Genomic DNA, 22,490 nt, shown 5'->3' with positions numbered 1-22,490 from the left:
AGCAGGACCAGGTTCCGGGGGCGTGGGGTACCCCGGGAGAACTGGCGGCGACTGTACCCGGCGGTATCCGCCATCGACAATCTTCGACGGCGCCGGGGCGCGCGGGAAAACGGGCAATCGGCCGTCTTTCGACGGCGCCCGCACAGAGCCTTGGCTCTATGTTCGAAGTTTGTTCGGTTTAGGCGGCGGGGGTGGGGCGGGTGGTTCCGGGGGCGGTGCGAGGCGTGGTGCCGGGCGCCTCCTGTACGGGCTCCGCCTCCTCCAGCGCCTGGCGCACGGCCGCCGCCACGGCCGGGTGCACCGGCAGCGCGAGGTGTCCGATGCCGGTCACGCGCACGTTGACCGCGTCCAGGTCCGGGTGGTCGACGCAGGCCGCCTCGGCGGGGACGATCACCCGGTCGAGTTCGCTCCAGAAGCTGACGAACCGGGTCCGGCAGCCGGGCGCGGGCAGCCGCAACTCCTCGACGGGGGCCGAGCCCCGGCGCATCTGCCGCACGATGGGCAGCGCCCCGGCCAGCGGGGCGACGGCGGTCCCGGAGTGCGGGGTGCCGAGCGTGACGAGGGTGCGCACCCGGCGGTCACCGGCCAGCCGCTGTACGTAATAGCGGGCGATGAGGCCGCCGAGGCTGTGGCCCACGATGTCCACCCGGTGGTGTCCGGTGCGGGCGCAGATCTCCTCGATGTGCCGGTCCAGCAACTCGGCGGCCGTACGGATGTCGCTGGTCAACGGGGAGTAGTTGAGCGATTCCAGATGCGGCCAGCCGTGCCGGGCCAGGGAGCGGCGCAGCAGGACGAAGACGGAGCGGTTGTCGATGAAACCGTGAAGAAATACGACGGGTGGCCGGTCGGTGGGCGCGATGTCCGGGCGGTCGGCGGGCTCGGGCCCTTCACCGGCGGCCTGGTCGCGGTTTGGGCGGCGGTCCGGGTGGCGCTCACCGGCGATCCCGGTCGGATACAGCAGGGCGTGCCCGGCGAGCACGAACAGCTCCAGTGCGGTCGCTCTGAGCAGTGCGGTCGGCGGGGCGGGGAACGGCAGGCTGGGGGTCTTCATGGTCGGCCTCCTGCTCCGGACGGGCGCCGCGCCGGCGGAGGTCCGGGCGGGCCGCGGCCCGTGCGGACGGAGGCCCGTACCACCGTGCCGTGCGGCTGACGGCGCGGTGATACGGCGACCCGATGCGGCTCCCCGGGCAGTCGGCTCCGCACGGCGAAAGCGCCGTGGGCTCCGGGGCCGGTGCCCGTGAACAATGTCCCATGTGTGATTTCCCCCTCCCGGCTCACCGCGAAACGGCGGCTTGCGGGATGCTGTGGATAACGTTCGTTCACATCCCCGGCCCTTCAGGCACGGGAGACGCATGTGGAGGCAGTGATGGGTGTGACCGGTCCGATCCGTGTGGTGGTGGCCAAGCCGGGCCTCGACGGCCATGACCGCGGGGCGAAGGTGATCGCGCGGGCCCTGCGCGACGCGGGTATGGAGGTCATCTACACCGGCCTGCACCAGACACCCGAGCAGATCGTGGACACGGCGATCCAGGAGGACGCCGACGCGATCGGCCTCTCGATCCTCTCCGGCGCACACAACACGCTCTTCGCCAAGGTGATCGAACTCCTGAAGGACCGCGACGCGGCGGACATCAAGGTCTTCGGCGGCGGCATCATCCCGGAGGCCGACATCGCGCCCCTGAAGGACCAGGGCGTCGCGGAAATCTTCACCCCGGGCGCGACGACGACGGCGATCGTCGACTGGGTCAACGCGAACGTCCGCCAGGCGGCGGAGGCGTAGGGCGTCGGAGACGCCGGGGTCCGAGGCGCTGCGGTCCGGGGCGACCGGGTAGGCGGTGCGCCGGGTCCGGGGCGCGTGAATGTGCCCGGGACCGGCGTACAGGGGCGCCGCGCGTCGGGCGCGGGGCGCGTGAATGTGCCCGGGTCCGGCGTACAGGGGCGCCGCGGGTCGGGTCCGGCCGCGTGAGCGTCCCGGGCCGCGACCTCCGCGCATGTTGCGCCGGGCGGGTGGTCCGTGTCGGCCCCGCGCGACCGGGTCCGTTGGGCGGCCCTTCTGCGTTGCCGCCCCCCCTCTGGCGCCCCGCGCACTCGCGGGGCGGTCCGTGTCGGCTCCGTGCCCGGGCGGAGCCGGCGGGGGCGCCCGGGGAAACGGCGGTCCGTGTCGGGTCGTGACCCGTGTGCACGCCGCCGCCGGGGCGGGCCGGGGCCCCGGACGCAGCCGCATGTACGTGGGCCGGGTGTCCGCCTCTCTTCCGCGCGGGCGCCCCGCGCACGGGGGCCGCCCGGGAGTGGGGTCACCCCATCGGGGACCCGGACAGCTCGCTGTCCATCGTCGCGCGTAGGCGGAGCGTCGAGACCAGGCGTTGGAACGCCTCCGTCCAGTAGCCGTTCGCGCCGGGGGAGGCGTCCGCCGGTTCGGCGGGGGTGGTGGTCAGGACCTCCAGGCGGGCCGCCTCGGCCGGGTCGAGACAGCGTTCGGCCAGGCCCATGACGCCGCTGAAGCTCCACGGGTAGCTGCCCGCGTCCCGCGCGATGTCGAGCGCGTCGACAACGGCCCGGCCGAGCGGCGGCGCCCACGGGACCGGGCAGACCCCCAGCAGCTGGAACGCCTCCGACAAACCGTGCGCGGCGACGAAATCCGCCACCCAGACGGCCCGTTCCGCCGGGGGCAGCACCGCCAGGAGCTTCGCCCGCTCGGCGAGCGACGCCGTACCGGGGGCGTTCGACGGGGGCGTCGACGGCGGTCCCAGCAGCGCCCGCGCCCACCCGGCATCGCGCTGCCGCACGGCAGCCCGGCACCAGGCCGCGTGCAGCTCCTCGCCCCAGCCGTCCGCCACGGGCAGGCCCACGATCTCCGCCGCGCCTCGCCCGCCGAACCGCGCCGGCCAGACGGAGAGCGGGGCCGCCTCCACCAACTGGCCGAGCCACCAGGACCTTTCGCCCCGGCCGGACGGCGGGAGCGGCGCCACCCCGTCGCGCTGCATCGCCTCGTCGCACTCGTGCGGCGCCTCCACCGCGACGAACGGCTCGTCGCCGGTGAGCCCCGGGCTCACGCAGGACAGCGCCCGGTCCGCCATCCGCCGGGCCAGCGCCGAGCCGGGCAGCGCGGACAGCAACTCGGCCGCCGTCGCCCGGACATTGCGGCTCCGGTCCGCGAGCGCCTGCTCAAGGAACTCCTCGTCGTCGGCGGACAGCCCGGTGCGCAGCGAGTCCACGAACATCAGCCGGTCCTCGGCCCGTTCCGTCTTCCATGTGGTGGCAAGCAGCGCGCGGGCCGCCTCCGCGTCATGCGCCCGTACGGTCCCGAGCAGCGCGATCCGCTCCGCGAACAGGCCCTCCTCCCAGAGCCGTCGCACCGCCTCCGCGTCGTCCGGCGAGGGCAGCAGTGCGCTGCCGGACGCGCCGCGCAGCGCGAACTTCCACTCCGGATTCAGCCCGGCCAGCCACAGGCCGCGCGGCCCGGCGAACTCCAGGGTCTGCGGGCGCAGATCGGTGCGGGCCCGGGCCGCGTCCAGCAGCGCGGGCAGTGCGGAGTCCGGTGCCCGGTAGCCGTGCAGGTTGGCCGCGGCCAGCCACTGCGGGATCAGCTCCGTCAGGTCCGGGGCCGTGCCCCGCCTGCCGCCGGAGCCGGCGGCCCGGTCCGCCAGGAGCTGGGCCAGCCGGCCGCGGGCCGCTTCCGGCAGGGGCGGCCGGGGGTCGTCGGGCGCCACGGCGGGGCGCGGGGACGCGGCGGCGGGCAGCAGCCCCGCCCGCCGCCGCACGGTGTGCAGCGCGGCGGCGTCCAGCAGCGCGGCGGCGGTGCCGTCCGGGCCTGCGCCGGACAGGTCCTCGGGCGGCCGCCGGTCCGTGCCGAGCAGGGCCGAGGTGACCAGCTCCTCCCACGGCACGGACGCCGCAGGCGCGGCGGCTTTCGGGGTGGCGGCTGGTGTGGTCGTACGGGACATCGCCCCTCCTTCGGAGCCGGACTACGGGGTCAGATGAGCGTGACGGTCTCGATGCCGCCGGGCGGGATCGGCACGGATACGCCGGTCCCGGCCCGCGAGAGCGAGGCGTCGACGGCCGTGGGCGCAGCGGCCACGCTTCCGGCGGACGCGCCGGAGGCCCCCCGGCCCGCGGACCCGGCCACCACCGCCCCGCCCGCCGCGGCCCCCGAGGTCCACGCCGCCAGCGGGTCGAAGCCCCGGTGGCCGCACTCGCCGAAGACCGTGAGCGGGTTGCCGCCCGAGACCGCGACGAGCTTCCAGAGCGACGGGCGGTTCAGCGCGGCGGGGGCCACCGGCAGGGCCTCGCGGCCCTCCGCGTCCACCAGTTGCCAGCCGTCCGGGGACGGCACCGGTATGACGTCGCGCAGGACCACCGGCCAGGACTCCGCCCACGGGTCGTCGCCCAGGGCCCGCCCGTACGCGGCGATCGCCTCGGTGACCGTGACACCCGGCGGGGGCGCGACGGCGGGCTCGGGCACGCCGAAGCATTCGCCCAGCTCGGCCCTGAGCTGCCCCGACCCCGGATGGGGCGTCAGCCCGGCGTCGATCGTGACGCCCACGGGCAGGGCCTGGGCGGGGGAGCGGCCGGCCGCCCCGAAGGACAGCAGCAGCGCGGTGCGCCCCGACTCCTCCCCGTACAGCCAGATGCGGCGGGTGACGATCTTGCCCTCGGGGGTGTCGTACTGGGCGAGGACCAGCCACCGGTCGCGGACCGGCGGACCCTCCGGGGAGGCCGGCAGCCCCACCCGCGTACGGACCGTGGCCGCCAGCGCGGGCGGCAGCCGGTCGCGGCCCAGCCAGGCGGAGTCCAGCAGATGGAGCAGCGCGCACTCCTCCAGGAGCCGCACCGGCCAGCCCGGACCGGACGCCGGGACGGCACCCAGCTCCCGCACCCGGCCCGCGAGGCCCGGCGCCTGCGCGTCGACCATCCGGGCCGCCGTCTCCTCCCACAGCCCGTACCCCGCCTGCTCGGCCGCCGCGAGACCGCCCCGCAGCAGATCCGTGAGCCGCTGCTCCAACTCCCGGGCTCCGCCGCCGATCCGCTCGGCGCGCTTCTCGGCCCGCTTCCGCGCGGCCTCCGGATCGGCGGGGCCCGACGTGCCGTCACCCCCGGCGGGCCGCGCCTTCGCCTCCGCGCGGGCGCGGCGGCCGGTCAGCCACTCCCGCGCCCAGTCCGGCGGGGACCCGGCGGGCACCGCCGCTTCGTCGGCGGCACGGAGCAGCAGCAGCCCCAGCGCGTGCTTGCACGGGAACTTCCGGCTGGGGCAACTGCACTTGTACGCGGGGCCGGTGGTGTCGACCACCGTCCGGTACGGCTTGCTCCCACTGCCCTTGCACAGCCCCCACACCGCACCCGTCGCCTCGCACCCGGTCTCCGACCAGGAGCCGGCCGCACCGAGCTTGTTCCCCGCCTTGCGTGAGGCGTCGTCAGGAGCCAGTGCCAGCACCTGCTCCACCGTCCAGCGCGCGGCCGAAGCAGCGTCGGCCAAGGGTTCTCCCCCGTCAGTCAGCAGCATGCCAACGACGTTAGGCGGCCCCACTGACAATCGCCCTGACCTGCGCAAAGGCCGATTGTCAGTGCCATGGTGCACGGTGGGAACCACATCCGGCCGACCGACCTGGCGACCGATCCGGAGGGGGATCCATGACCGTGTCCGCAACTACCCAGACGAGCTCAGCCGAGGCCCTGCGCCCGCATGCCGAGGACGCCTTCGCCGACGAGCTGAAGGCGCTCGCGGCGGCCGACGACCGCCCCAGGCCCGAGCGTTGGCGCCTGTCGCCCTGGGCCGTCGCGACGTATCTGCTCGGCGGCACCCTGCCCGACGGCACCGTCATCACACCCAAGTACGTGGGCCCGCGCCGCCTCGTCGAGGTCGCCGTCACCACGCTCGCCACCGACCGCGCGCTGCTGCTCCTCGGCGTCCCCGGCACCGCGAAGACCTGGGTGTCCGAGCATCTGGCCGCCGCCGTCAGCGGGGACTCGACTCTGCTCGTCCAGGGCACCGCGGGTACCCCGGAGGAGGCCGTCCGCTACGGGTGGAACTACGCGCAGCTGCTCGCCAACGGCCCCAGCCGCGACGCGCTCGTGCCCAGCCCGCTGATGCGCGCCATGGCCCAGGGCATGACCGCCCGCATCGAGGAACTGACCCGCATCCCCGCCGATGTGCAGGACTCGCTGATCACGATCCTCTCCGAGAAGACCCTGCCCCTGCCCGAGCTGGGCCAGGAGGTCCAGGCGGTGCGCGGGTTCAACGTCATCGCGACCGCCAACGACCGCGACCGGGGCGTCAACGAGCTGTCCAGCGCGCTGCGCCGCCGGTTCAACACCGTGGTGCTGCCGCTGCCCGCGACCCCGGAGGCGGAGGTCGAGATCGTCTCCCGCCGCGTCGACCAGGTCGGCCGCTCGCTGGACCTGCCGCCCGCGCCCGACGGCCTCGCCGAGATCCGCCGCGTCGTCACGGTCTTCCGCGAACTGCGCGACGGCGTCACCACCGACGGCCGCACCAAGCTCAAGTCCCCCTCGGGGACGCTCTCCACGGCCGAGGCCATCTCCGTCGTCACCAACGGCCTCGCGCTCGCCGCCCACTTCGGGGACGGCGTGCTCCGCCCCGGCGACGTCGCGGCCGGCATCCTCGGCGCCGTCGTCCGCGACCCGGCGGCGGACCGGGTCATCTGGCAGGAGTACCTGGAGACCGTGGTGCGCGAGCGGGACGGCTGGAAGGACTTCTACCGCGCCTGCCGGGAGGCGTCCGCATGACCGAGACCCGTGGAGCGGGGCCGCTGCTGCTGGGGGTGCGGCACCACGGCCCCGGCTCGGCCCGCGCCGTCCGCGCCGCCCTCGACACGGCGAACCCGCGCGCGGTCCTCATCGAGGGCCCGCCCGAGGGCGACGCGCTGCTGCCGCTCGCCGCCGACGAGGAGATGCGGCCTCCGGTCGCCCTGCTCGCCCACGCGGTGGACGACCCCGGCCGGGCCGCGTTCTGGCCGTTCGCCGAGTTCTCCCCCGAGTGGGTCGCGATCCGCTGGGCCCTGGCCCGGGACGTGCCCGTCCGCTTCATCGACCTGCCCGCCGCGCACTCGCTGGCGATGGAGGCCGACGACGCCTCCCAGGAGGAGCCCGACGCACGGCCCGTCCCCGTCGACCCGATCCGCGTGCTCGCCGAGACCGCCGGGTACGACGACCCCGAGCGCTGGTGGGAGGACGTGGTCGAGCACCGCGTCCCCGGCAGCGGCGAGGCGGCCGGACCGCTCGCCGCGTTCGCCGCGCTCGGCGAGGCGATGACCGCGCTCCGCGAGGCGTACGGGGACGGCGGGCATCCCAGGGACGCGGTGCGCGAGGCGTACATGCGCATCCGGATCCGGACGGCGAAGAAGGAGTTCAGCGACGACTTCGCCGTGGTCTGCGGTGCCTGGCACGTCCCCGCCCTCCTCACCCGGACGACGCTCACCGCCGACCGGGCCCTGCTCAAGGGCCTGCCCAAGGCCAAGGCCGAACTGACCTGGGTGCCCTGGACCCACCGCCGGCTCGCCCGGCACAGCGGATACGGCGCGGGCATCGAGTCCCCCGGCTGGTACGAGCACCTCTTCGCCGCCCCGGACCGCCCCATCGCCCGGTGGATGACCAAGGTCGCCGGACTCCTGCGCGACGAGGACCGGTTCGTCTCGTCCGCCCACGCCATCGAGGCCGTCCGGCTCGCCGAGACGCTCGCCGCGATGCGCGGCCGCCCGCTCGCCGGGCTGAGCGAGACGACCGACGCGATCCGGGCCGTCATGTGCGAGGGCTCCGACGTGCCCCTCGCGCTCGTCCACGACCGCCTCGTCGTCGGCACCAAGCTCGGCGAGGTCCCCGACACCGCCCCCGCCGTCCCGCTCCAGCGCGACCTGACCCGGCAGCAGCGCACCCTGCGGCTCAAGCCGGAGGCCGATGAACGGGAGATCGACCTCGACCTCCGCAAGGAGACCGACGCCTCCCGCAGCCGCCTGCTGCACCGGCTCCGCCTCCTCGGCATCGCCTGGGGTGAACCGGCCACCGGCCGGGGGAGCACCGGCACCTTCCGGGAGAGCTGGCGGCTGCGCTGGGAGCCGGAGCTGTATGTGCGCGTCGCGGAGGCGGGCGTCTGGGGCACCACCGTGCTCTCCGCCGCCACCGCCCGCGCCGAGTCCGACGCCCTGGCCGCCACCGCGCTCGCGGAGGTCACCGCGCTGGCCGAGCGCTGTCTGCTCGCCGATCTGCCGGACGCCCTGCCGGTCGTGATGCGGGCCCTCGCCGACCGCGCCGCGCTCGACTCCGACGTCGGCCATCTCGCGGACGCCCTCCCGGCCCTGGCCCGCACCCTGCGCTACGGAGACGTCCGCGCCACGGACACCACCGCGCTCGGGGAGGTCGCGGCCGGCCTCGCGGAGCGGATCTGCGTCGGGCTGCCCCCCGCCTGCACCGGGCTGGACGCGGACGGGGCCGAGGCGCTGCGCCGCCAGGTGGACGGCGTCCACACCGCCATCGGGCTGCTCGCCGGTGCCGTCCCTTCGAGCGCGGACGGGCTGCGGACGCGGTGGCGCGCGGTGCTGCACAAGCTCACCGTCCGGGACACCGTCGCGGGCGTCATCCGGGGCCGGGCCGCCCGGCTGCTCCTGGACGACGGCCACCTCGACCAGGACGCCGCCGCCCGGCTGATGGGCCTCGCCCTCTCCCCGGGCACCCCGCCCGCCGACGCCGCCGCCTGGATCGAGGGCTTCGTCGGCGGGGCGGCGGGCGGCGGCATGCTCCTCGTCCACGACGAACGGCTGCTCGCCCTGGTCGACGCCTGGCTCACCGCGGTCCCCGCCGACACGTTCACCGATGTGCTGCCCCTGCTGCGGCGCACGTTCTCCGCGTACGAGGCGGGCGTCCGGCGCACCCTGGGCGACCTCGTCCGGCGCGGCCCGGCCCCGGCCGGGGCACCGGGTGCCGGCTCCCCGGCGGGCGCCGGTGCCACGGCTCCGGGCTTCGGTCCGGTCCTGGACACCGCCCGCGCGGACGCGGTGGTCCCGGTCCTCCGCCTGCTCCTCGGCCTGGACGACCGCCCCGCGACGGCCCACGACGACCCACCCCTGGGGGAAACGGCATGACGACCAAGGACACCGCCCACGACGAGCGGCTGCGCCGCTGGCGCCTGGTGCTGGGGGCCGACAGCGAGGAGAGCACCGGCCGGAAGCTCACCGGCCGCGACGCCGCGATGGACCAGGCGCTCGCCGCGCTCTACGAGAGCGGCGGGCGCCCCGGCGGCCGGGGCGGGGGGAGCCGTTCCGCCGGGCTCGGCGCCTCCGCGCCCTCCGTGGCCCGCTGGCTCGGTGACATCCGGACGTACTTCCCCAGCTCCGTCGTCCAGGTCATGCAGCGCGACGCGATCGACCGCCTCGGCCTCTCCGCGCTCCTGCTGGAACCGGAGATGCTGGAGGCCGTCGAGGCGGACGTGCATCTCGTCGGCACCCTGCTCTCGCTCAACAAGGCCATGCCCGAGACGACGAAGGAAACCGCCCGGGCCGTGGTCCGCAAGGTGGTCGAGCAGTTGGAGAAGCGGCTCACCACCCGCACCCGGGCCACGCTCACCGGCGCGCTCGACCGGTCGGCGAAGGTCACCCGCCCCCGCCACCACGACATCGACTGGGACCGCACCATCCGGGCCAACCTCAAGAACTACCTGGAGCTGCCCGGCCGGGACGGCGCCGGCACGATCGTCCCCGAACGGCTCATCGGCTACGGCCGCGCCGCCCAGTCCGTGAAGAAGGACGTCATCCTCTGCATCGACCAGTCGGGCTCGATGGCCGCCTCCGTGGTCTACGCGTCGGTGTTCGGCGCCGTGCTCGCCTCGATGCGCTCGCTCCGGACGCGGCTGGTCGTCTTCGACACGGCGGTGGTCGACCTCACCGACCAGCTGGACGACCCCGTGGACGTCCTGTTCGGCACCCAGCTCGGCGGCGGCACCGACATCAACCGCGCCCTCGCCTACTGCCAGTCCCGGATCACCCGGCCTGCCGACACCGTCGTCGTGCTCATCAGCGACCTGTACGAGGGCGGCATCCGCAACGAGATGCTGAAGCGGGTCGCCGCGATGAAGGCGTCGGGCGTGCAGTTCGTGACCCTGCTCGCGCTCTCCGACGAGGGCGCCCCGGCCTACGACCGCGACCACGCGGCGGCGCTGTCCGCTCTCGGCGCTCCCGCCTTCGCCTGTACGCCGGACCTCTTCCCCGACGTGATGGCCGCCGCGATCGAGAAGCGGCCCCTGCCGATACCGGACCCGGAGAACGCCCCCACCAGTGGGATTCTGTGACCGTAATCACCGCCCAGGTGTGATCTGCGATTTAGGGTCACACCGGCCTCGGGGATAACCTGCGAGATGGACATGCCGCGTATCCGGTCACCGTGTGCGCCTTCCTAGTGACACCGCAGTCACGTTGCCCCTCGCGGCACGCCCACGCAGAAAACCAACCGCGAGACCATTGATAAGGGACGGACGCGCGTGGACCTGTTCGAGTACCAGGCGAGGGACCTCTTCGCCAAGCACGGTGTACCGGTGCTGGCCGGTGAAGTCATCGACACGCCTGAGGCAGCCCGCGAGGCGACCGAGCGGCTGGGCGGCAAGTCGGTCGTCAAGGCGCAGGTGAAGGTCGGCGGCCGCGGCAAGGCCGGCGGCGTCAAGCTGGCGGCGAACGCCGACGAGGCGGTCGCCCGCGCGACCGACATCCTCGGCATGGACATCAAGGGCCACACGGTCCACAAGGTGATGATCGCCGAGCTGTCGCCGGAGATCGAGGCGGAGTACTACGTCTCGTACCTGCTCGACCGCACCAACCGCACCTTCCTGGCCATGGCCTCGGTGCAGGGCGGCATGGACATCGAGGAGGTCGCGGAGAAGACCCCCGAGGCCCTCGCGAAGGTCCCCGTCAACGCCGTCGACGGCGTCGACATCGCCAAGGCCCGCGAGATCGTGGCCCAGGCGAAGTTCCCGGCCGACGTGGCCGAGGGCGTCGCCGAGGCCCTGGTCACCCTGTGGGAGACCTTCGTCGCCGAGGACGCGCTCCTCGTCGAGGTCAACCCGCTGGTGAAGACCAAGGACGGCCGCATCCTGGCCCTGGACGGCAAGGTCTCGCTCGACGAGAACGCCGACTTCCGCCAGCCGGAGCACGAGGCCCTCGAGGACAAGGCCGCGGCCAACCCGCTCGAGGCCGCCGCCAAGGCCAAGAACCTCAACTACGTCAAGCTCGACGGCGAGGTCGGCATCATCGGCAACGGCGCCGGTCTGGTCATGTCGACCCTGGACGTCGTCGCGTACGCCGGTGAGAAGCACGGCAACGTGAAGCCCGCCAACTTCCTCGACATCGGTGGCGGCGCCTCCGCCGAGGTCATGGCGAACGGCCTGGAGATCATCCTCGGCGACTCGGACGTCAAGTCCGTCTTCGTCAACGTCTTCGGCGGCATCACCGCCTGCGACGAGGTCGCCAACGGCATCGTCCAGGCCCTGGAGCTGCTCAAGTCGAAGGGCGAGGACGTCACCAAGCCCCTCGTCGTCCGCCTCGACGGCAACAACGCGGAGCTGGGTCGCAAGATCCTCTCCGACGCCAACCACCCGCTGGTCCAGCGCGTGGACACCATGGACGGCGCGGCCGACAAGGCCGCCGAGCTCGCCGCGGCTGCGAAGTAAGGAAGAGGGACTCAGACCACCATGGCTATCTTCCTCACCAAGGACAGCAAGGTCATCGTCCAGGGGATGACCGGCGCCACCGGCATGAAGCACACCAAGCTCATGCTCGGCGACGGCACCAACATCGTCGGCGGCGTCAACCCGCGCAAGGCCGGCACGACCGTCGACTTCGACGGCACCGAGGTCCCCGTCTTCGGCTCCGTCGCCGAGGCGATGGAGAAGACCGGCGCCGACGTGTCCGTCCTCTTCGTGCCGCCAGCCTTCGCGAAGGCCGCCGTCATCGAGGCGATCGACGCCGAGATCCCGCTCGCCGTCGTGATCACCGAGGGCATCGCCGTCCACGACTCGGCCGCCTTCTGGGCGTACGCCGGCTCGAAGGGCAACAAGACCCGGATCATCGGTCCGAACTGCCCCGGCCTGATCACCCCCGGCCAGTCCAACGCCGGCATCATCCCGGGCGACATCACCAAGCCCGGCCGCATCGGTCTCGTGTCCAAGTCCGGCACGCTGACCTACCAGATGATGTACGAGCTCCGCGACATCGGCTTCTCGTCCGCCGTCGGCATCGGTGGCGACCCGGTCATCGGTACGACGCACATCGACGCCCTCGCGGCGTTCGAGGCGGACCCCGAGACCGACCTGATCGTCATGATCGGCGAGATCGGCGGCGACGCCGAGGAGCGTGCGGCGGACTTCATCGCGAAGAACGTCACCAAGCCGGTCGTCGGTTACGTCGCGGGCTTCACCGCCCCGAGGGCAAGACCATGGGCCACGCCGGCGCCATCGTCTCCGGCTCCTCCGGCACCGCCGCCGCGAAGAAGGAGGCCCTTGAGGCCGCCGGCGTGAAGGTCGGCAAGACGCCGACCGAGACCGCCAAGCTGGCGCGCGAGATCCTCGGCGCCTGACCCCGCCGCCGCGCTCGCGCGGCCGGGTGTCACCGTACGCACGACGCGGGCCCGTCCCCCTCACCCGGGGGACGGGCCCGCGTCGTCGTGCGGGACCGGTTCAGCCGGCCTCGGGCACCAGCCGGGCCGGGCCGTGGAAGACCTCGTCGCCGAGCTTCTTCCGCAGCTTGACGTCCTGCGGGGTCAGCTTCTGCGGGCCCCCGACCGGCGGCACCCCGCCGACCTGCTGGGCGGGCGCCGGGGGCGTCTCGTACCTCCGGGGAGCCGTCGCCAGCGTGATCAGCGTGAGCCCCACGATCAGTACGGTGAACGCGACGGCCGTCCGGGCCCACAGCTGCGCCTTGCGTTCGCTGCCGGTACGGATCAGCTCCGGCACGGGCAGCGAGGCGACGGGGCGGCTGCGGGCGAGGGTGCCCAGATGCTCGTGGATCAGCGCGGCCTGCCCGTCCGGTGCGTCCGGCTCAGCGATCTCGGGCAGCCGCTCGGCGACCGCCGCCCGCGCCGTCACCAGCCGCCCGGCCGCCGCCCGGGTGCTCGCCTCGGTCTCCGCCGCCGTCTCCGGCAGCCCGAGCCCCACCCCGTCGTGCAGCACCAGCGTGCGCCGGTACGAGGGGGGCAGCGCCAGGAGCGCGTCGAGCAGCGCACGCGAGGCCGGGGCCTCGGGCGGCGGGTCGAGGCGGCGGTGCTCCCGGTTCAGCCGTCGCCACGGGGACATCGCGTACTCGTACGCGGCGGCGCGCACCCAGCCGACCGGGTCCCGGTCCACCGCGACCTCCGGCCACCGCTCCCAGGCCAGCTCGAACGCCTTGGTCACGGCCGCGCGGGACAGGGCGCGCTGCCCGGTCAGCAGATAGGTCTGCTGGAAGAGGGCCGAGGCGGCGTACCGGTACAACGCGTCGAACGCGGCAGCGGGCGCGTCCGGCGCGTGCTCGGTGTCGGCCTCAACAGCCTCGTCCGGCTCAGCGGCCTCGTCCGGCTCAACAGCCTCGACGGTCTCGATGGCCTCAGCGGCCTCGTCCGGTTCGGTGGCGGCCACGGCTGCGCTCCCGGGGGCTTCGTCAGGAACCGGCGGAGCCGGCGGAGGGGGCGCCTGAGGCGCCGGGTCGGGCGCGACCACCCCGATCAGCCGGGCGTACGCCTCGCGCTTGCGGCCGCGCGGACTGCTGCGGCCGGTCTCCCAGGCGCGCACCGTCGCCCGGGTCACGCCGACGGCCGACGCGACCTGGTCCTCCGTCAGCGACAGGGCCTCCCGCAGCCTGCGCCGCTCCTTCGGCGAGGGCAGCGGAGGGGCGGCGGCCTTCTCGGACGTGCTCTGCGTCATGAGGGCCGCCCACACGGCCTGCACCGGGTGAAAAAGTACATAAACGTATATTGATCGACACCCCGGCTGTTCGCCCGTTACACGAAATAAGCGCGTGTCGTTGGCAGCATGACCGCGTGACCCAAGTGACCGAACGCAGCCCCTTGTTGTCGCAGGGCGAGCGGGGACGGCCCGCCGTGCTGGTCTCCGCGGTGCTGCGCGGGGCCCTCGCCGCCGGGCTCGGCCTGGGCTCCCTCACCGTCCTCGTCATCGCGCTCTGGATCAGCTCACCGGCCCCGGACAGCGGACCAGGCGAGGCGTTCCACACGGCAGCCGCCCTCTGGCTCCTCGCGCACGGCGCCGAACTGGTCAGGACCGAGACGCTGACCGGGGCCCCGGCACCGATGGGTGTCGTCCCGCTGCTGCTCTCCGTGCTGCCGATGTGGCTCGTGCACCGGGCGGCCAGGGACGTGCTGGAGCCCGAGGAGGGGCACGGCGCCCCGTCGCCCGGGGCCGCGTTCGCCCTGGTGACGGGCGGATATCTGCTGGTCGGCGGGGCGGTCGCCCTCTACGCGCGCGGCGCCTCGCTGTCCGCGCGCCCGCTCTCCCTGCTCCTTCCCGGCGCCCTCGTGGTGGCGGGCGCGGCGGCGGCCGGGGTGTGGACGGCGCGCGGGCGCCCGCTCGGCCCGCCGCCCTCCTGGGCACCGGTGCGGCTGCACGAGGCGATGGCGCGCACCCGGTTCCTGCGGCGGGCCGACGCGGTGGGCCGGGCGGCGCTGGCCGGGACCGCGGTGCTGCTGGGCGGCGGCGCGCTGGTCGTCGCGTCGGCCCTGGTGTGGCACGGCGCACCGGTCCAGGAGTCGTTCCTCCGGCTCTCCGGCGACTGGGGCGGCCGCATCGCCGTACTCCTGCTGGCGCTGGGGCTCGTGCCGAACGCGGCGGCGTGGGGCGCGGCGTACGGGCTCGGCCCCGGGTTCGCCCTCGGCTCGGCGTCGACGGTCACCCCGCTGGCCTTCACCGGCCCCCGGCCGTCCCCGACTTCCCGCTGCTGGCCGCGATGCCCGCGCACGGCCCGGGCGCGCCGCTGAACTGGGCGGCCGGCGCGGTCCCGGTGGCGGCGGCGCTGACGGTGGCCTGGTTCACCGCACGGAGGGCCGTGCCCGCCGAGGGCGGCCGGGATGAAGCGTGGGGCCCGGGGGAGACCGCGCTCACCACCGCACTGGGGGCGGTCGGCTGCGCGCTCGGCGCGACGCTGCTGGCGGCAGCCGCCGGGGGACCGCTCGGCACCCACGCCCTGGCGGACTTCGGCCCGGTGTGGTGGCTCACCGGCGCGGCGGCGCTGGCGTGGACGACGGTCATCGGCGTCCCCACGGCCCTGCTGCTACGGGCCTGGCGACTGCGCGGGCGCAAGAAGGAGGACGCCGAGCCGGCGGAGCCGGAAACCACGGCGCCCCCGGTCAGCACGCCCAAGGCCCCCAGCCGCCCGCACCCGCGAAGGACGCGAAGAACGCGAAGAACGCGAAGGACGAGAAGGAGGCGAAGAACGCAAAGGGCGAGGACGGAGGTCGGGGCCGGGACGGAGGTGACGACGAGGACGACCTCGACGCGTACGACTTCCTCCCCACCGACCCCTGGCACGCCCGGGAGACCGAGCACGAGACCGAGCGCGAGACCGAGCGCGAGACCGACGCGTCCCCCGGCCCGCCGGCCGCTAGCGCTTGACGCCGAAGAACGGCTCCAGCGGCTTCGGGAGCAGGTCGTTGCAGGTCAGCTGACCCGACTTGGTCAGGGCGTCGTTCACACAGGTGTAGTAGTCGCGGTAGACCATCTGCACCGTGAACGTCGTCGCGACGATCGCCAGCGCGACCACGCCCGTCACCAGCCCGCTCACCGCGGCCGTGGTCTGCTGCCGGCCCCCGCGCTGCGCGGCGAGCGTGTCCGGCCCGGGAGCGGTCCCGTCCGCCCCGGGGCCCTCCGCCCGGGCAGGCGCCCCGGCACCCGGCACCGGCGGCTTCGGCTTGGCACGCAGCGCGCTGACCGCCCAGTACGTGGCGAGCGCGCCGAGCAGCAGGGCGATCTCCGAGAAGTCGAAGATCGCGAAGAAGAAGGCCCACATGCCGGAGAGCAGCGCATAGCGGGCGCGGCGCTGGACGGGGTCGGTCGGGTCCCAGCGCGGACCGGCCGGGGGCCTCTCCGTACCGCCGGGGCCGGAGGGGCGCCCGCCGAAGGAGCCGTCCTCGCGGCCGGGCTGCCGGCTGCTCCACTGGCTGCCCCACACGGGCCGGTCGTCGGACGGCTCGCCCTCGGGCCGGTTCTCGCCGTTGTCCTGGGACGAGCCGGACGGGTGGCGCGGCTGCCAGGGCTGGTCGGGCCGGCCCTCGGGCGGCGGCGCGAAGGGGTTGTCGTCGTCCCGGCCCCCGAGGAACCGGAGGAACCGGAGGAGCCGGACGAGGACGAGGAGGAGCGCTCGCGCATCAGCACGGTGGCCCGCTCGGGCAGCGGCTGGCGGAAGGCGGTGCGGCGTCGGTCCGGCATGTGGTGAACGTCTTCCCCATCTCGTCGTTTCCGCCCGGCGGACGGTTCGCTGCCCCTGACGCTACCTTCCGGTGAGGAAGGGTCGAAAGCGGGGAGCGCGGGGGCCCGTCACCCCCGTCAGCCAGGGGTGCGGTGAGGTGCCGGTATCGTTGCTGACGGTCGGCCCGTTCGTATAGTTCCCCGTATGGGGGAGCGCGCTTCTTTCGTACGACCGTACAAATCGCAGGCCGCCGCCCCGGTGCCGTGGCGGCGGGCCGGCCGCTTCGAACCGCTCGCACGCGAGAAAGGGCCCAGCCGTGGCCTCCCCGCTTCCCTCCGCCGCCCCGGCCCGTGTGGTCGTCCTGGTCTCCGGTTCCGGTACGAACCTTCAGGCGCTGCTCGACGCGATCGGTGACGATTCCGAGGGCTTCGGCGCCCGGATCGTCGCGGTCGGCGCCGACCGCGACGGCATCGCCGGCCTGGAACGGGCCGAGCGCGCCGGGCTCCCCACCTTCATGTGCCGGGTCAAGGACCACGCCACCCGCGAGGAGTGGGACGCCGCGCTCGCCGAGGCGACCGCCGCGCACCGGCCGGACCTCGTGGTGTCCGCCGGGTTCATGAAGATCGTGGGCAAGGAGTTCCTGGCCCGGTTCGGCGGCCGGTTCATCAACACCCACCCCGCCCTGCTCCCCAGCTTTCCCGGTGCCCACGGCGTGCGTGACGCGCTCGCGTACGGCGTGAAGGTGACCGGGTGCACCGTCCACTTCGTCGACGACGGCGTCGACACCGGTCCGATCATCGCGCAGGGCGTGGTCGAGGTGACCGAAGAGGACACCCCGGAGGGCGAAGCGGCCCTCCATGAACGCATCAAGGAAGTCGAGCGCAAGCTGCTCGTCGAGGCCGTGGGGCGGCTCGCCCGCGACGGCTATCGCATTGAGGGACGAAAGGTTCATCTCGGTCATGTCGGAGAATAAGCCCATCCGCCGCGCCCTGGTCAGCGTCTACGACAAGACGGGCCTCGAAGACCTCGCCCGCGGCCTGCACGAGGCGGGTGTCGAGCTGGTCTCCACCGGCTCCACCGCCGGAAAGATCGCCGCCGCCGGTGTCCCGGTCACCAAGGTCGAGGAGCTGACCGGCTTCCCCGAGTGCCTCGACGGCCGCGTCAAGACGCTGCACCCCCGCGTCCACGCCGGCATCCTCGCCGACCTGCGCCTCGACGCGCACCGCGAGCAGCTGGCCGAGCTGGGCGTCGAGCCGTTCGACCTGGTGGTCGTCAACCTGTACCCGTTCAAGGAGACCGTCGCCTCCGGCGCGTCCGACGACGAGTGCGTCGAGCAGATCGACATCGGCGGCCCGTCGATGGTGCGCGCCGCCGCCAAGAACCACCCGTCCGTGGCCGTCGTCACCAGCCCGGAGCGTTACGCCGACGTGCTCGCCGCGGTGAAGGCGGGCGGCTTCGACCTGACCGCCCGCAAGCGGCTCGCCGCCGAGGCGTTCCAGCACACTGCCGCGTACGACGTGGCCGTCGCCGGCTGGTTCGCCGACGACTACGCCGCCGCCGACGACTCGGGCTTCCCGGACTTCTTCGGTACGACGTACGAGCGCCAGGACGTCCTGCGCTACGGCGAGAACCCGCACCAGCCCGCCGCCCTCTACACCTCGGGCACCGGCGGCCTGGCCGGCGCCGAGCAGCTGCACGGCAAGGCGATGTCGTACAACAACTACACGGACACCGACGCCGCCCGGCGCGCCGCGTACGACCACGACGAGCCGTGCGTCGCGATCATCAAGCACGCCAACCCCTGCGGCATCGCGATCGCCGACGATGTCGCCACGGCACACCGCAACGCGCACGACTGCGACCCGCTCTCCGCGTTCGGCGGCGTCATCGCCGTCAACCGCCCCGTGACCGTCGCCATGGCCGAGCAGGTCGCGGAGATCTTCACCGAGGTCATCGTCGCCCCGGCGTACGAGGACGGCGCGGTCGAGGTCCTGGCCCGCAAGAAGAACATCCGCGTGCTGCGCGCCCCCGAGGCCCCGTCCGCCGAGGTCGAGGTCAAGCAGATCGACGGCGGCGCGCTGCTCCAGGTCACCGACCGCCTCCAGGCCGAGGGCGACGACCCGGCCAACTGGACGCTCGCCACGGGCGACGCGCTCTCCGCCGACGAGCTGAAGGAACTCGCCTTCGCGTGGAAGGCGTGCCGGGCGGTCAAGTCCAACGCCATCCTGCTCGCCAAGGACGGCGCCTCGGTCGGCGTCGGCATGGGCCAGGTCAACCGGGTCGACTCCGCGAAGCTGGCCGTCGAGCGCGCGGGCGAGGAGCGGGCCACCGGTTCCTACGCCGCGTCCGACGCCTTCTTCCCCTTCCCGGACGGGCTGGAGATCCTGACCGCCGCCGGCGTCAAGGCCGTGGTCCAGCCGGGCGGTTCGGTCCGCGACGAGCTGGTGGTCGAGGCCGCGAAGAAGGCCGGCGTGACGATGTACTTCACGGGCACCCGGCACTTCTTCCACTGAGCCGGTTCCTCCCCGTACGACCGAGGGCCGCAACCCCACGCGATACGCGCGGGGTTGCGGCCCTCGGGCCTGTCTGAGGAGCGGTCAGCCGACGCGCACCACGACGCTGGAGCAGACCTTGTCCGCGAACGTCTGGTTCTTGTCGTCCCAGAGCGGCCACAGCCAGCCGATGTAGCAGGCGATGCTGTCCAGGAAGTGCGCGATCGTGCGGACGAAGGCCATGCCGAAGCCGAGCGGCCGGCCGTCCGCCTCGCGCAGCAGGCTGATGCCGAGGGCCTTCTTGCCGATGAACTGGCCCGTCGTGCCCTCCTTGTACAGCTTGAAGAGGGCGCCGCCGATGCCGACGGCGATGCCGAGGAACATGATCGCGGCGCCCGCGCCGCCGCCCACGCCGCCGCCGATGGCCATGAGGATCCCGTAGGGGAGGCCGATGCAGATGACGTCGATCAAGTACGCGCCGACGCGCCGCCACCAGCCGGACAGCGGCGGGCGGGCACCGTAACCGGGCTGCTGGCCGTAGTCGCCGCCCGGCACCGGCGGGGCGGTCGGGTAGCCGTAGCCCTGCTGCGGCACGCCCTGCGGGGCCTGCGGGTAGCCGTAGCCCGGCTGCTGCGGCTGACCGGGCTGCTGCCCGTAGGGGTTGTTCGGGTTCGGGTCGCCGAAGCTCATGGGCGTTCCTCCAACAGACGTACGGGGACGGTGCGGCCGCACGAGGAGAGAGAAAACGTCAGCGGTCCAGCCCCCCGGTTACTGCTGCGGCACAGCGGCCTTCATCGTTATAAGCCGTTAGTACGTTTGTCCAGCCGCTGCCCAAGAAGTTGTCCAAGTGCAACCTTGCGTCCACGCCTGGTACCTGATTGGTCCGAGGGCGGGGTCATCCGGGAGTATGGGGACCATGACTGCCCAGATTCTCGATGGCAAGGCCACCGCAGCCGCGATCAAGTCCGATCTGACCGCCCGCGTGGCGGCCCTCAAGGCCCGGGGCGTCACGCCCGGCCTGGGAACCCTGCTGGTCGGGGACGACCCGGGCAGCAGGTGGTACGTGAACGGCAAGCACAAGGACTGCGCGCAGGTCGGCATCGGCTCCATCCAGCGCGAACTGCCGGACACCGCCACCCAGGAGGAGATCGAGGCCGTCGTCCGCGAGCTCAACGCCGACCCCGCCTGCACGGGTTACATCGTGCAGCTTCCCCTCCCCAAGGGGATCGACACCAACCGCGTCCTGGAACTGATGGATCCGGCCAAGGACGCCGACGGCCTGCACCCCATGAACCTCGGCCGCCTGGTGCTCAACGAGACCGGCCCGCTGCCCTGCACCCCGCAGGGCGTCGTCCAGCTCCTGCGCCACCACGGCGTCGAGATCAACGGCGCCCACGTCGTGGTCGTCGGACGCGGTGTCACCATCGGGCGGTCCATCCCGCTGCTGCTCACCCGCAAGTCGGAGAACGCCACGGTGACCCAGTGCCACACCGGCACCCGGGACCTGGCCGCCCACCTGAAGCAGGCCGACATCATCGTCGCCGCCGCGGGCGTGCCGCACATCGTCAAGCCCGAGCACGTCAAGCCGGGCGCGGCCGTCCTGGACGTCGGCGTCAGCCGCGACGAGAACGGCAAGATCGTCGGCGACGTCCACCCGGGCGTGGCCGAGGTCGCCGCCTGGATCTCGCCGAACCCGGGCGGTGTCGGCCCGATGACCCGCGCCCAGCTGCTCGTCAACGTGGTCGAGGCCGCCGAGCGCGACGCGGCTGCCGTCTCCGCCGGCTGACCCCGTGGGTGCTGGTACGAGTCCGGACACCGGGTCCACGGAGGCGGCGGCTCCCGCCGCGACCCGGCGGTCCCGGCGGTTCTCGCTGACCCGGGACACCGCGCGGCCCGAGGGCGGCGGGCGGGCGGCCGGCGGGGACGCGCCGGCCCCGGCCCGGCAGTGGCCGCTGCTCGCGGTGCTCTGCACGGCCGGTGTCGGGCTGCTGATCGTGGCGGCCGATCCCTTCGACGAGGCGTTCCGCGTCGGCACGATACTGATCGGCGTCGGCCTCGTCCTGGGCGCGGTCCTGCGCGTGACCGTCCGGTCGGTGGGCATGCTCGCGGTGCGGTCCCGCTTCACCGATCTGGTGACGTACGGCCTGCTCGGCGTCCTCATCGTGCTGCTCGCGCTGGTCGCGCAGCCGAAGCCGTGGCTGGACATCCCGTTCCTGGAGGACGCGGTCCACTTCACGGTCCGCTGACCCGCGCTCCGAAGAGCGGAAGAACCGGTGGCCGTCCCCTCCCCCGAGAAGGGACGGACACCGGAGTCCGGGGCAACCTCGGAGCGCGAAGCTCCCGAAGCGGCGGTTGAGCGGCCTTGCCCCGTCCTGCGTCCAGCCTTGTTGACGGCCCTCACCCGTTCAAGGGATGGCTGTTGCCTGTGGCACGGAAGTGACCATTCCGCCACCGTGTGATCGACAGGCAACGGGGGCCGGGCGGCTGTGGGGTTCCGGGTCGGATAGCCTGGCCGACGGATATCTCTTCACATCAAGATTCAGGGAGATGTCCCGCACCAGGGGCCAGGAGCCCGGACCGCCAGCTGTCTAACGGAGATCGCCATGACCCGCACTCCCGTGAATGTCACCGTGACCGGCGCAGCCGGCCAGATCGGCTACGCGCTGCTCTTCCGCATCGCCTCCGGCCACCTGCTCGGCCCGGACGTGCCGGTCAACCTGCGTCTCCTGGAGATCCCCCAGGGGCTGAAGGCCGCCGAGGGCACCGCGATGGAGCTCGACGACTGCGCCTTCCCGCTGCTGCGCAACATCGAGATCACCGACGACGCGAACGTCGGCTTCGACGGTGCGAACGTCGCCCTCCTCGTCGGCGCCCGCCCCCGCACCAAGGGCATGGAGCGCGGCGACCTGCTCTCCGCCAACGGCGGCATCTTCAAGCCGCAGGGCAAGGCGATCAACGACAACGCCGCGGACGACATCAAGGTCCTCGTCGTCGGCAACCCGGCCAACACCAACGCGCTCATCGCGCAGGCCGCCGCCCCGGACGTCCCGGCCGAGCGCTTCACCGCGATGACCCGCCTGGACCACAACCGCGCGATCTCGCAGCTGGCCGCCAAGACCGGTGCCGCCGTCTCCGACATCAAGAAGCTGACGATCTGGGGCAACCACTCGGCCACCCAGTACCCGGACATCTTCCACGCCGAGGTCGCCGGCAAGAACGCCGCCGAGCTGGTCAACGACGAGGCGTGGCTCGCCGACTCCTTCATCCCGACCGTCGCCAAGCGCGGCGCGGCGATCATCGAGGCCCGTGGCGCGTCCTCCGCCGCCTCCGCCGCCAACGCCGCCATCGACCACGTCTTCACCTGGGTCAACGGCACCGCCCAGGGCGACTGGACCTCGATGGGCATCCCGTCGGACGGCTCCTACGGCGTGCCCGAGGGCATCATCTCGTCCTTCCCGGTCACCACGAAGAACGGCACGTACGAGATCGTCCAGGGCCTGGACATCAACGAGTTCTCCCGTGCGCGCATCGACGCCTCGGTGAAGGAGCTCACCGAGGAGCGCGACGCGGTCCGCGAGCTCGGCCTCATCTGATCCACCACGCACCACGCCCCCCG

Annotated in this window: 15 protein-coding genes and 3 pseudogenes; 12 read left to right on the top strand and 6 right to left on the bottom strand. The window is 73.7% G+C overall.

Annotated features, from left to right (window positions below; all coding sequences use genetic code 11):
* Window positions 1–178: 178 nt before the first annotated feature.
* Complete coding sequence (locus tag NEH16_RS12165) at window positions 179–1,051, bottom strand: esterase/lipase family protein (protein WP_265541986.1); 873 nt, start codon at window positions 1,049–1,051, stop codon at window positions 179–181.
* Between the two features lie 315 nt (window positions 1,052–1,366).
* Here NEH16_RS12165 and NEH16_RS12160 point away from each other — a divergent pair, with 315 nt between their 5' ends.
* Window positions 1,367–1,780: a cobalamin B12-binding domain-containing protein gene (locus tag NEH16_RS12160; protein WP_073964361.1), complete on the top strand. Its 414-nt coding sequence runs from the start codon at window positions 1,367–1,369 to the stop codon at window positions 1,778–1,780.
* A 514-nt stretch (window positions 1,781–2,294) separates the two neighbouring features.
* Here the strand turns inward: NEH16_RS12160 and NEH16_RS12155 are convergent.
* Window positions 2,295–3,944: a DUF5691 domain-containing protein gene (locus tag NEH16_RS12155; RefSeq protein WP_265541983.1), complete on the bottom strand. Its 1,650-nt coding sequence runs from the start codon at window positions 3,942–3,944 to the stop codon at window positions 2,295–2,297.
* A gap of 29 nt (window positions 3,945–3,973) precedes the next feature.
* On the bottom strand, window positions 3,974–5,500 hold the full coding sequence (locus tag NEH16_RS12150; RefSeq protein WP_265541981.1) for an SWIM zinc finger family protein: 1,527 nt from the start codon (window positions 5,498–5,500) through the stop codon (window positions 3,974–3,976).
* Window positions 5,501–5,628: 128 nt separating this feature from the next.
* Here NEH16_RS12150 and NEH16_RS12145 point away from each other — a divergent pair, with 128 nt between their 5' ends.
* From NEH16_RS12145 to sucD, 5 genes and pseudogenes are all read left to right on the top strand, one after another.
* On the top strand, window positions 5,629–6,741 hold the full coding sequence (locus tag NEH16_RS12145) for an ATP-binding protein (protein ID WP_073964359.1): 1,113 nt from the start codon (window positions 5,629–5,631) through the stop codon (window positions 6,739–6,741).
* A complete protein-coding gene (locus NEH16_RS12140) occupies window positions 6,738–9,089 on the top strand; it encodes a DUF5682 family protein (RefSeq protein WP_265541977.1) in 2,352 nt (783 codons plus the stop codon). The genes NEH16_RS12145 and NEH16_RS12140 overlap by 4 nt, the downstream gene beginning before the upstream one ends.
* Entirely contained in the window at window positions 9,086–10,291 is a 1,206-nt protein-coding gene (locus NEH16_RS12135; protein WP_265541975.1) for a VWA domain-containing protein, read from the top strand. Before NEH16_RS12140 ends, NEH16_RS12135 begins: the two co-directional genes overlap by 4 nt.
* Before the next feature lie 189 nt (window positions 10,292–10,480).
* Window positions 10,481–11,662, top strand: a complete 1,182-nt coding sequence (gene sucC, locus NEH16_RS12130) for an ADP-forming succinate--CoA ligase subunit beta (RefSeq protein WP_073964356.1) — start codon at window positions 10,481–10,483, stop codon at window positions 11,660–11,662.
* 21 nt (window positions 11,663–11,683) lie between these two features.
* A pseudogene (gene sucD / locus NEH16_RS12125) lies at window positions 11,684–12,567 on the top strand (succinate--CoA ligase subunit alpha).
* Window positions 12,568–12,667: 100 nt separating this feature from the next.
* Here the strand turns inward: sucD and NEH16_RS12120 are convergent.
* Window positions 12,668–13,888, bottom strand: a complete 1,221-nt coding sequence (locus tag NEH16_RS12120) for a helix-turn-helix domain-containing protein (protein WP_265541972.1) — start codon at window positions 13,886–13,888, stop codon at window positions 12,668–12,670.
* A gap of 125 nt (window positions 13,889–14,013) precedes the next feature.
* Between NEH16_RS12120 and NEH16_RS12115 the strand changes: the two are divergent.
* Window positions 14,014–15,589, top strand: a pseudogene (locus NEH16_RS12115) (cell division protein PerM).
* Here the strand turns inward: NEH16_RS12115 and NEH16_RS12110 are convergent.
* Window positions 15,579–16,402 (bottom strand): annotated as a pseudogene (locus tag NEH16_RS12110) (hypothetical protein). The pseudogenes NEH16_RS12115 and NEH16_RS12110 sit on opposite strands and share 11 nt — an antisense overlap.
* Window positions 16,403–16,698: 296 nt before the next feature.
* Here NEH16_RS12110 and purN point away from each other — a divergent pair.
* A complete protein-coding gene (gene purN / locus NEH16_RS12105) occupies window positions 16,699–17,355 on the top strand; it encodes a phosphoribosylglycinamide formyltransferase (protein WP_265541969.1) in 657 nt (218 codons plus the stop codon).
* Window positions 17,342–18,895 carry a bifunctional phosphoribosylaminoimidazolecarboxamide formyltransferase/IMP cyclohydrolase gene (gene purH / locus NEH16_RS12100; RefSeq protein WP_265541967.1) on the top strand — a complete coding sequence of 518 codons (1,554 nt, stop codon included), beginning with the start codon at window positions 17,342–17,344 and terminating at the stop codon, window positions 18,893–18,895. The genes purN and purH overlap by 14 nt, the downstream gene beginning before the upstream one ends.
* A gap of 84 nt (window positions 18,896–18,979) precedes the next feature.
* On the opposite strand, the gene NEH16_RS12095 is transcribed toward purH, so the two are convergent.
* Window positions 18,980–19,564, bottom strand: coding sequence for an RDD family protein (locus NEH16_RS12095; RefSeq protein ID WP_265541965.1), 585 nt, complete (start codon window positions 19,562–19,564; stop codon window positions 18,980–18,982).
* Window positions 19,565–19,790: 226 nt separating this feature from the next.
* On the opposite strand from NEH16_RS12095, the gene NEH16_RS12090 reads away from it, so the two are divergent.
* From NEH16_RS12090 to NEH16_RS12080, 3 genes are all read left to right on the top strand, one after another.
* Window positions 19,791–20,660: a bifunctional methylenetetrahydrofolate dehydrogenase/methenyltetrahydrofolate cyclohydrolase gene (locus NEH16_RS12090; protein ID WP_073964349.1), complete on the top strand. Its 870-nt coding sequence runs from the start codon at window positions 19,791–19,793 to the stop codon at window positions 20,658–20,660.
* The gene (locus tag NEH16_RS12085) at window positions 20,641–21,120 is read left to right on the top strand and encodes a DUF3017 domain-containing protein (protein ID WP_374215700.1); all 480 of its coding nucleotides are present in this window, start codon (window positions 20,641–20,643) and stop codon (window positions 21,118–21,120) included. Before NEH16_RS12090 ends, NEH16_RS12085 begins: the two co-directional genes overlap by 20 nt.
* Window positions 21,121–21,477: 357 nt before the next feature.
* On the top strand, window positions 21,478–22,467 hold the full coding sequence (locus tag NEH16_RS12080) for a malate dehydrogenase (protein ID WP_265541963.1): 990 nt from the start codon (window positions 21,478–21,480) through the stop codon (window positions 22,465–22,467).
* Window positions 22,468–22,490 lie beyond the last annotated feature (23 nt).

Source organism: Streptomyces drozdowiczii (genome assembly GCF_026167665.1).
Classification (GTDB): domain Bacteria; phylum Actinomycetota; class Actinomycetes; order Streptomycetales; family Streptomycetaceae; genus Streptomyces; species Streptomyces drozdowiczii_A.
This window is presented reverse-complemented; position numbering and strand designations above follow the sequence as displayed.

Coding starts and splice junctions, on each gene's coding strand:
- NEH16_RS12165 (WP_265541986.1), bottom strand. CDS start 1,051: ATGAAGACCCCCAGCCTGCCGTTCCCCGCCCCGCCGACCGCACTGCTC.
- NEH16_RS12160 (WP_073964361.1), top strand. CDS start 1,367: ATGGGTGTGACCGGTCCGATCCGTGTGGTGGTGGCCAAGCCGGGCCTC.
- NEH16_RS12155 (WP_265541983.1), bottom strand. CDS start 3,944: ATGTCCCGTACGACCACACCAGCCGCCACCCCGAAAGCCGCCGCGCCT.
- NEH16_RS12150 (WP_265541981.1), bottom strand. CDS start 5,500: ATGCTGCTGACTGACGGGGGAGAACCCTTGGCCGACGCTGCTTCGGCC.
- NEH16_RS12145 (WP_073964359.1), top strand. CDS start 5,629: ATGACCGTGTCCGCAACTACCCAGACGAGCTCAGCCGAGGCCCTGCGC.
- NEH16_RS12140 (WP_265541977.1), top strand. CDS start 6,738: ATGACCGAGACCCGTGGAGCGGGGCCGCTGCTGCTGGGGGTGCGGCAC.
- NEH16_RS12135 (WP_265541975.1), top strand. CDS start 9,086: ATGACGACCAAGGACACCGCCCACGACGAGCGGCTGCGCCGCTGGCGC.
- NEH16_RS12120 (WP_265541972.1), bottom strand. CDS start 13,888: ATGACGCAGAGCACGTCCGAGAAGGCCGCCGCCCCTCCGCTGCCCTCG.
- purH (WP_265541967.1), top strand. CDS start 17,342: ATGTCGGAGAATAAGCCCATCCGCCGCGCCCTGGTCAGCGTCTACGAC.
- NEH16_RS12095 (WP_265541965.1), bottom strand. CDS start 19,564: ATGAGCTTCGGCGACCCGAACCCGAACAACCCCTACGGGCAGCAGCCC.
- NEH16_RS12090 (WP_073964349.1), top strand. CDS start 19,791: ATGACTGCCCAGATTCTCGATGGCAAGGCCACCGCAGCCGCGATCAAG.
- NEH16_RS12080 (WP_265541963.1), top strand. CDS start 21,478: ATGACCCGCACTCCCGTGAATGTCACCGTGACCGGCGCAGCCGGCCAG.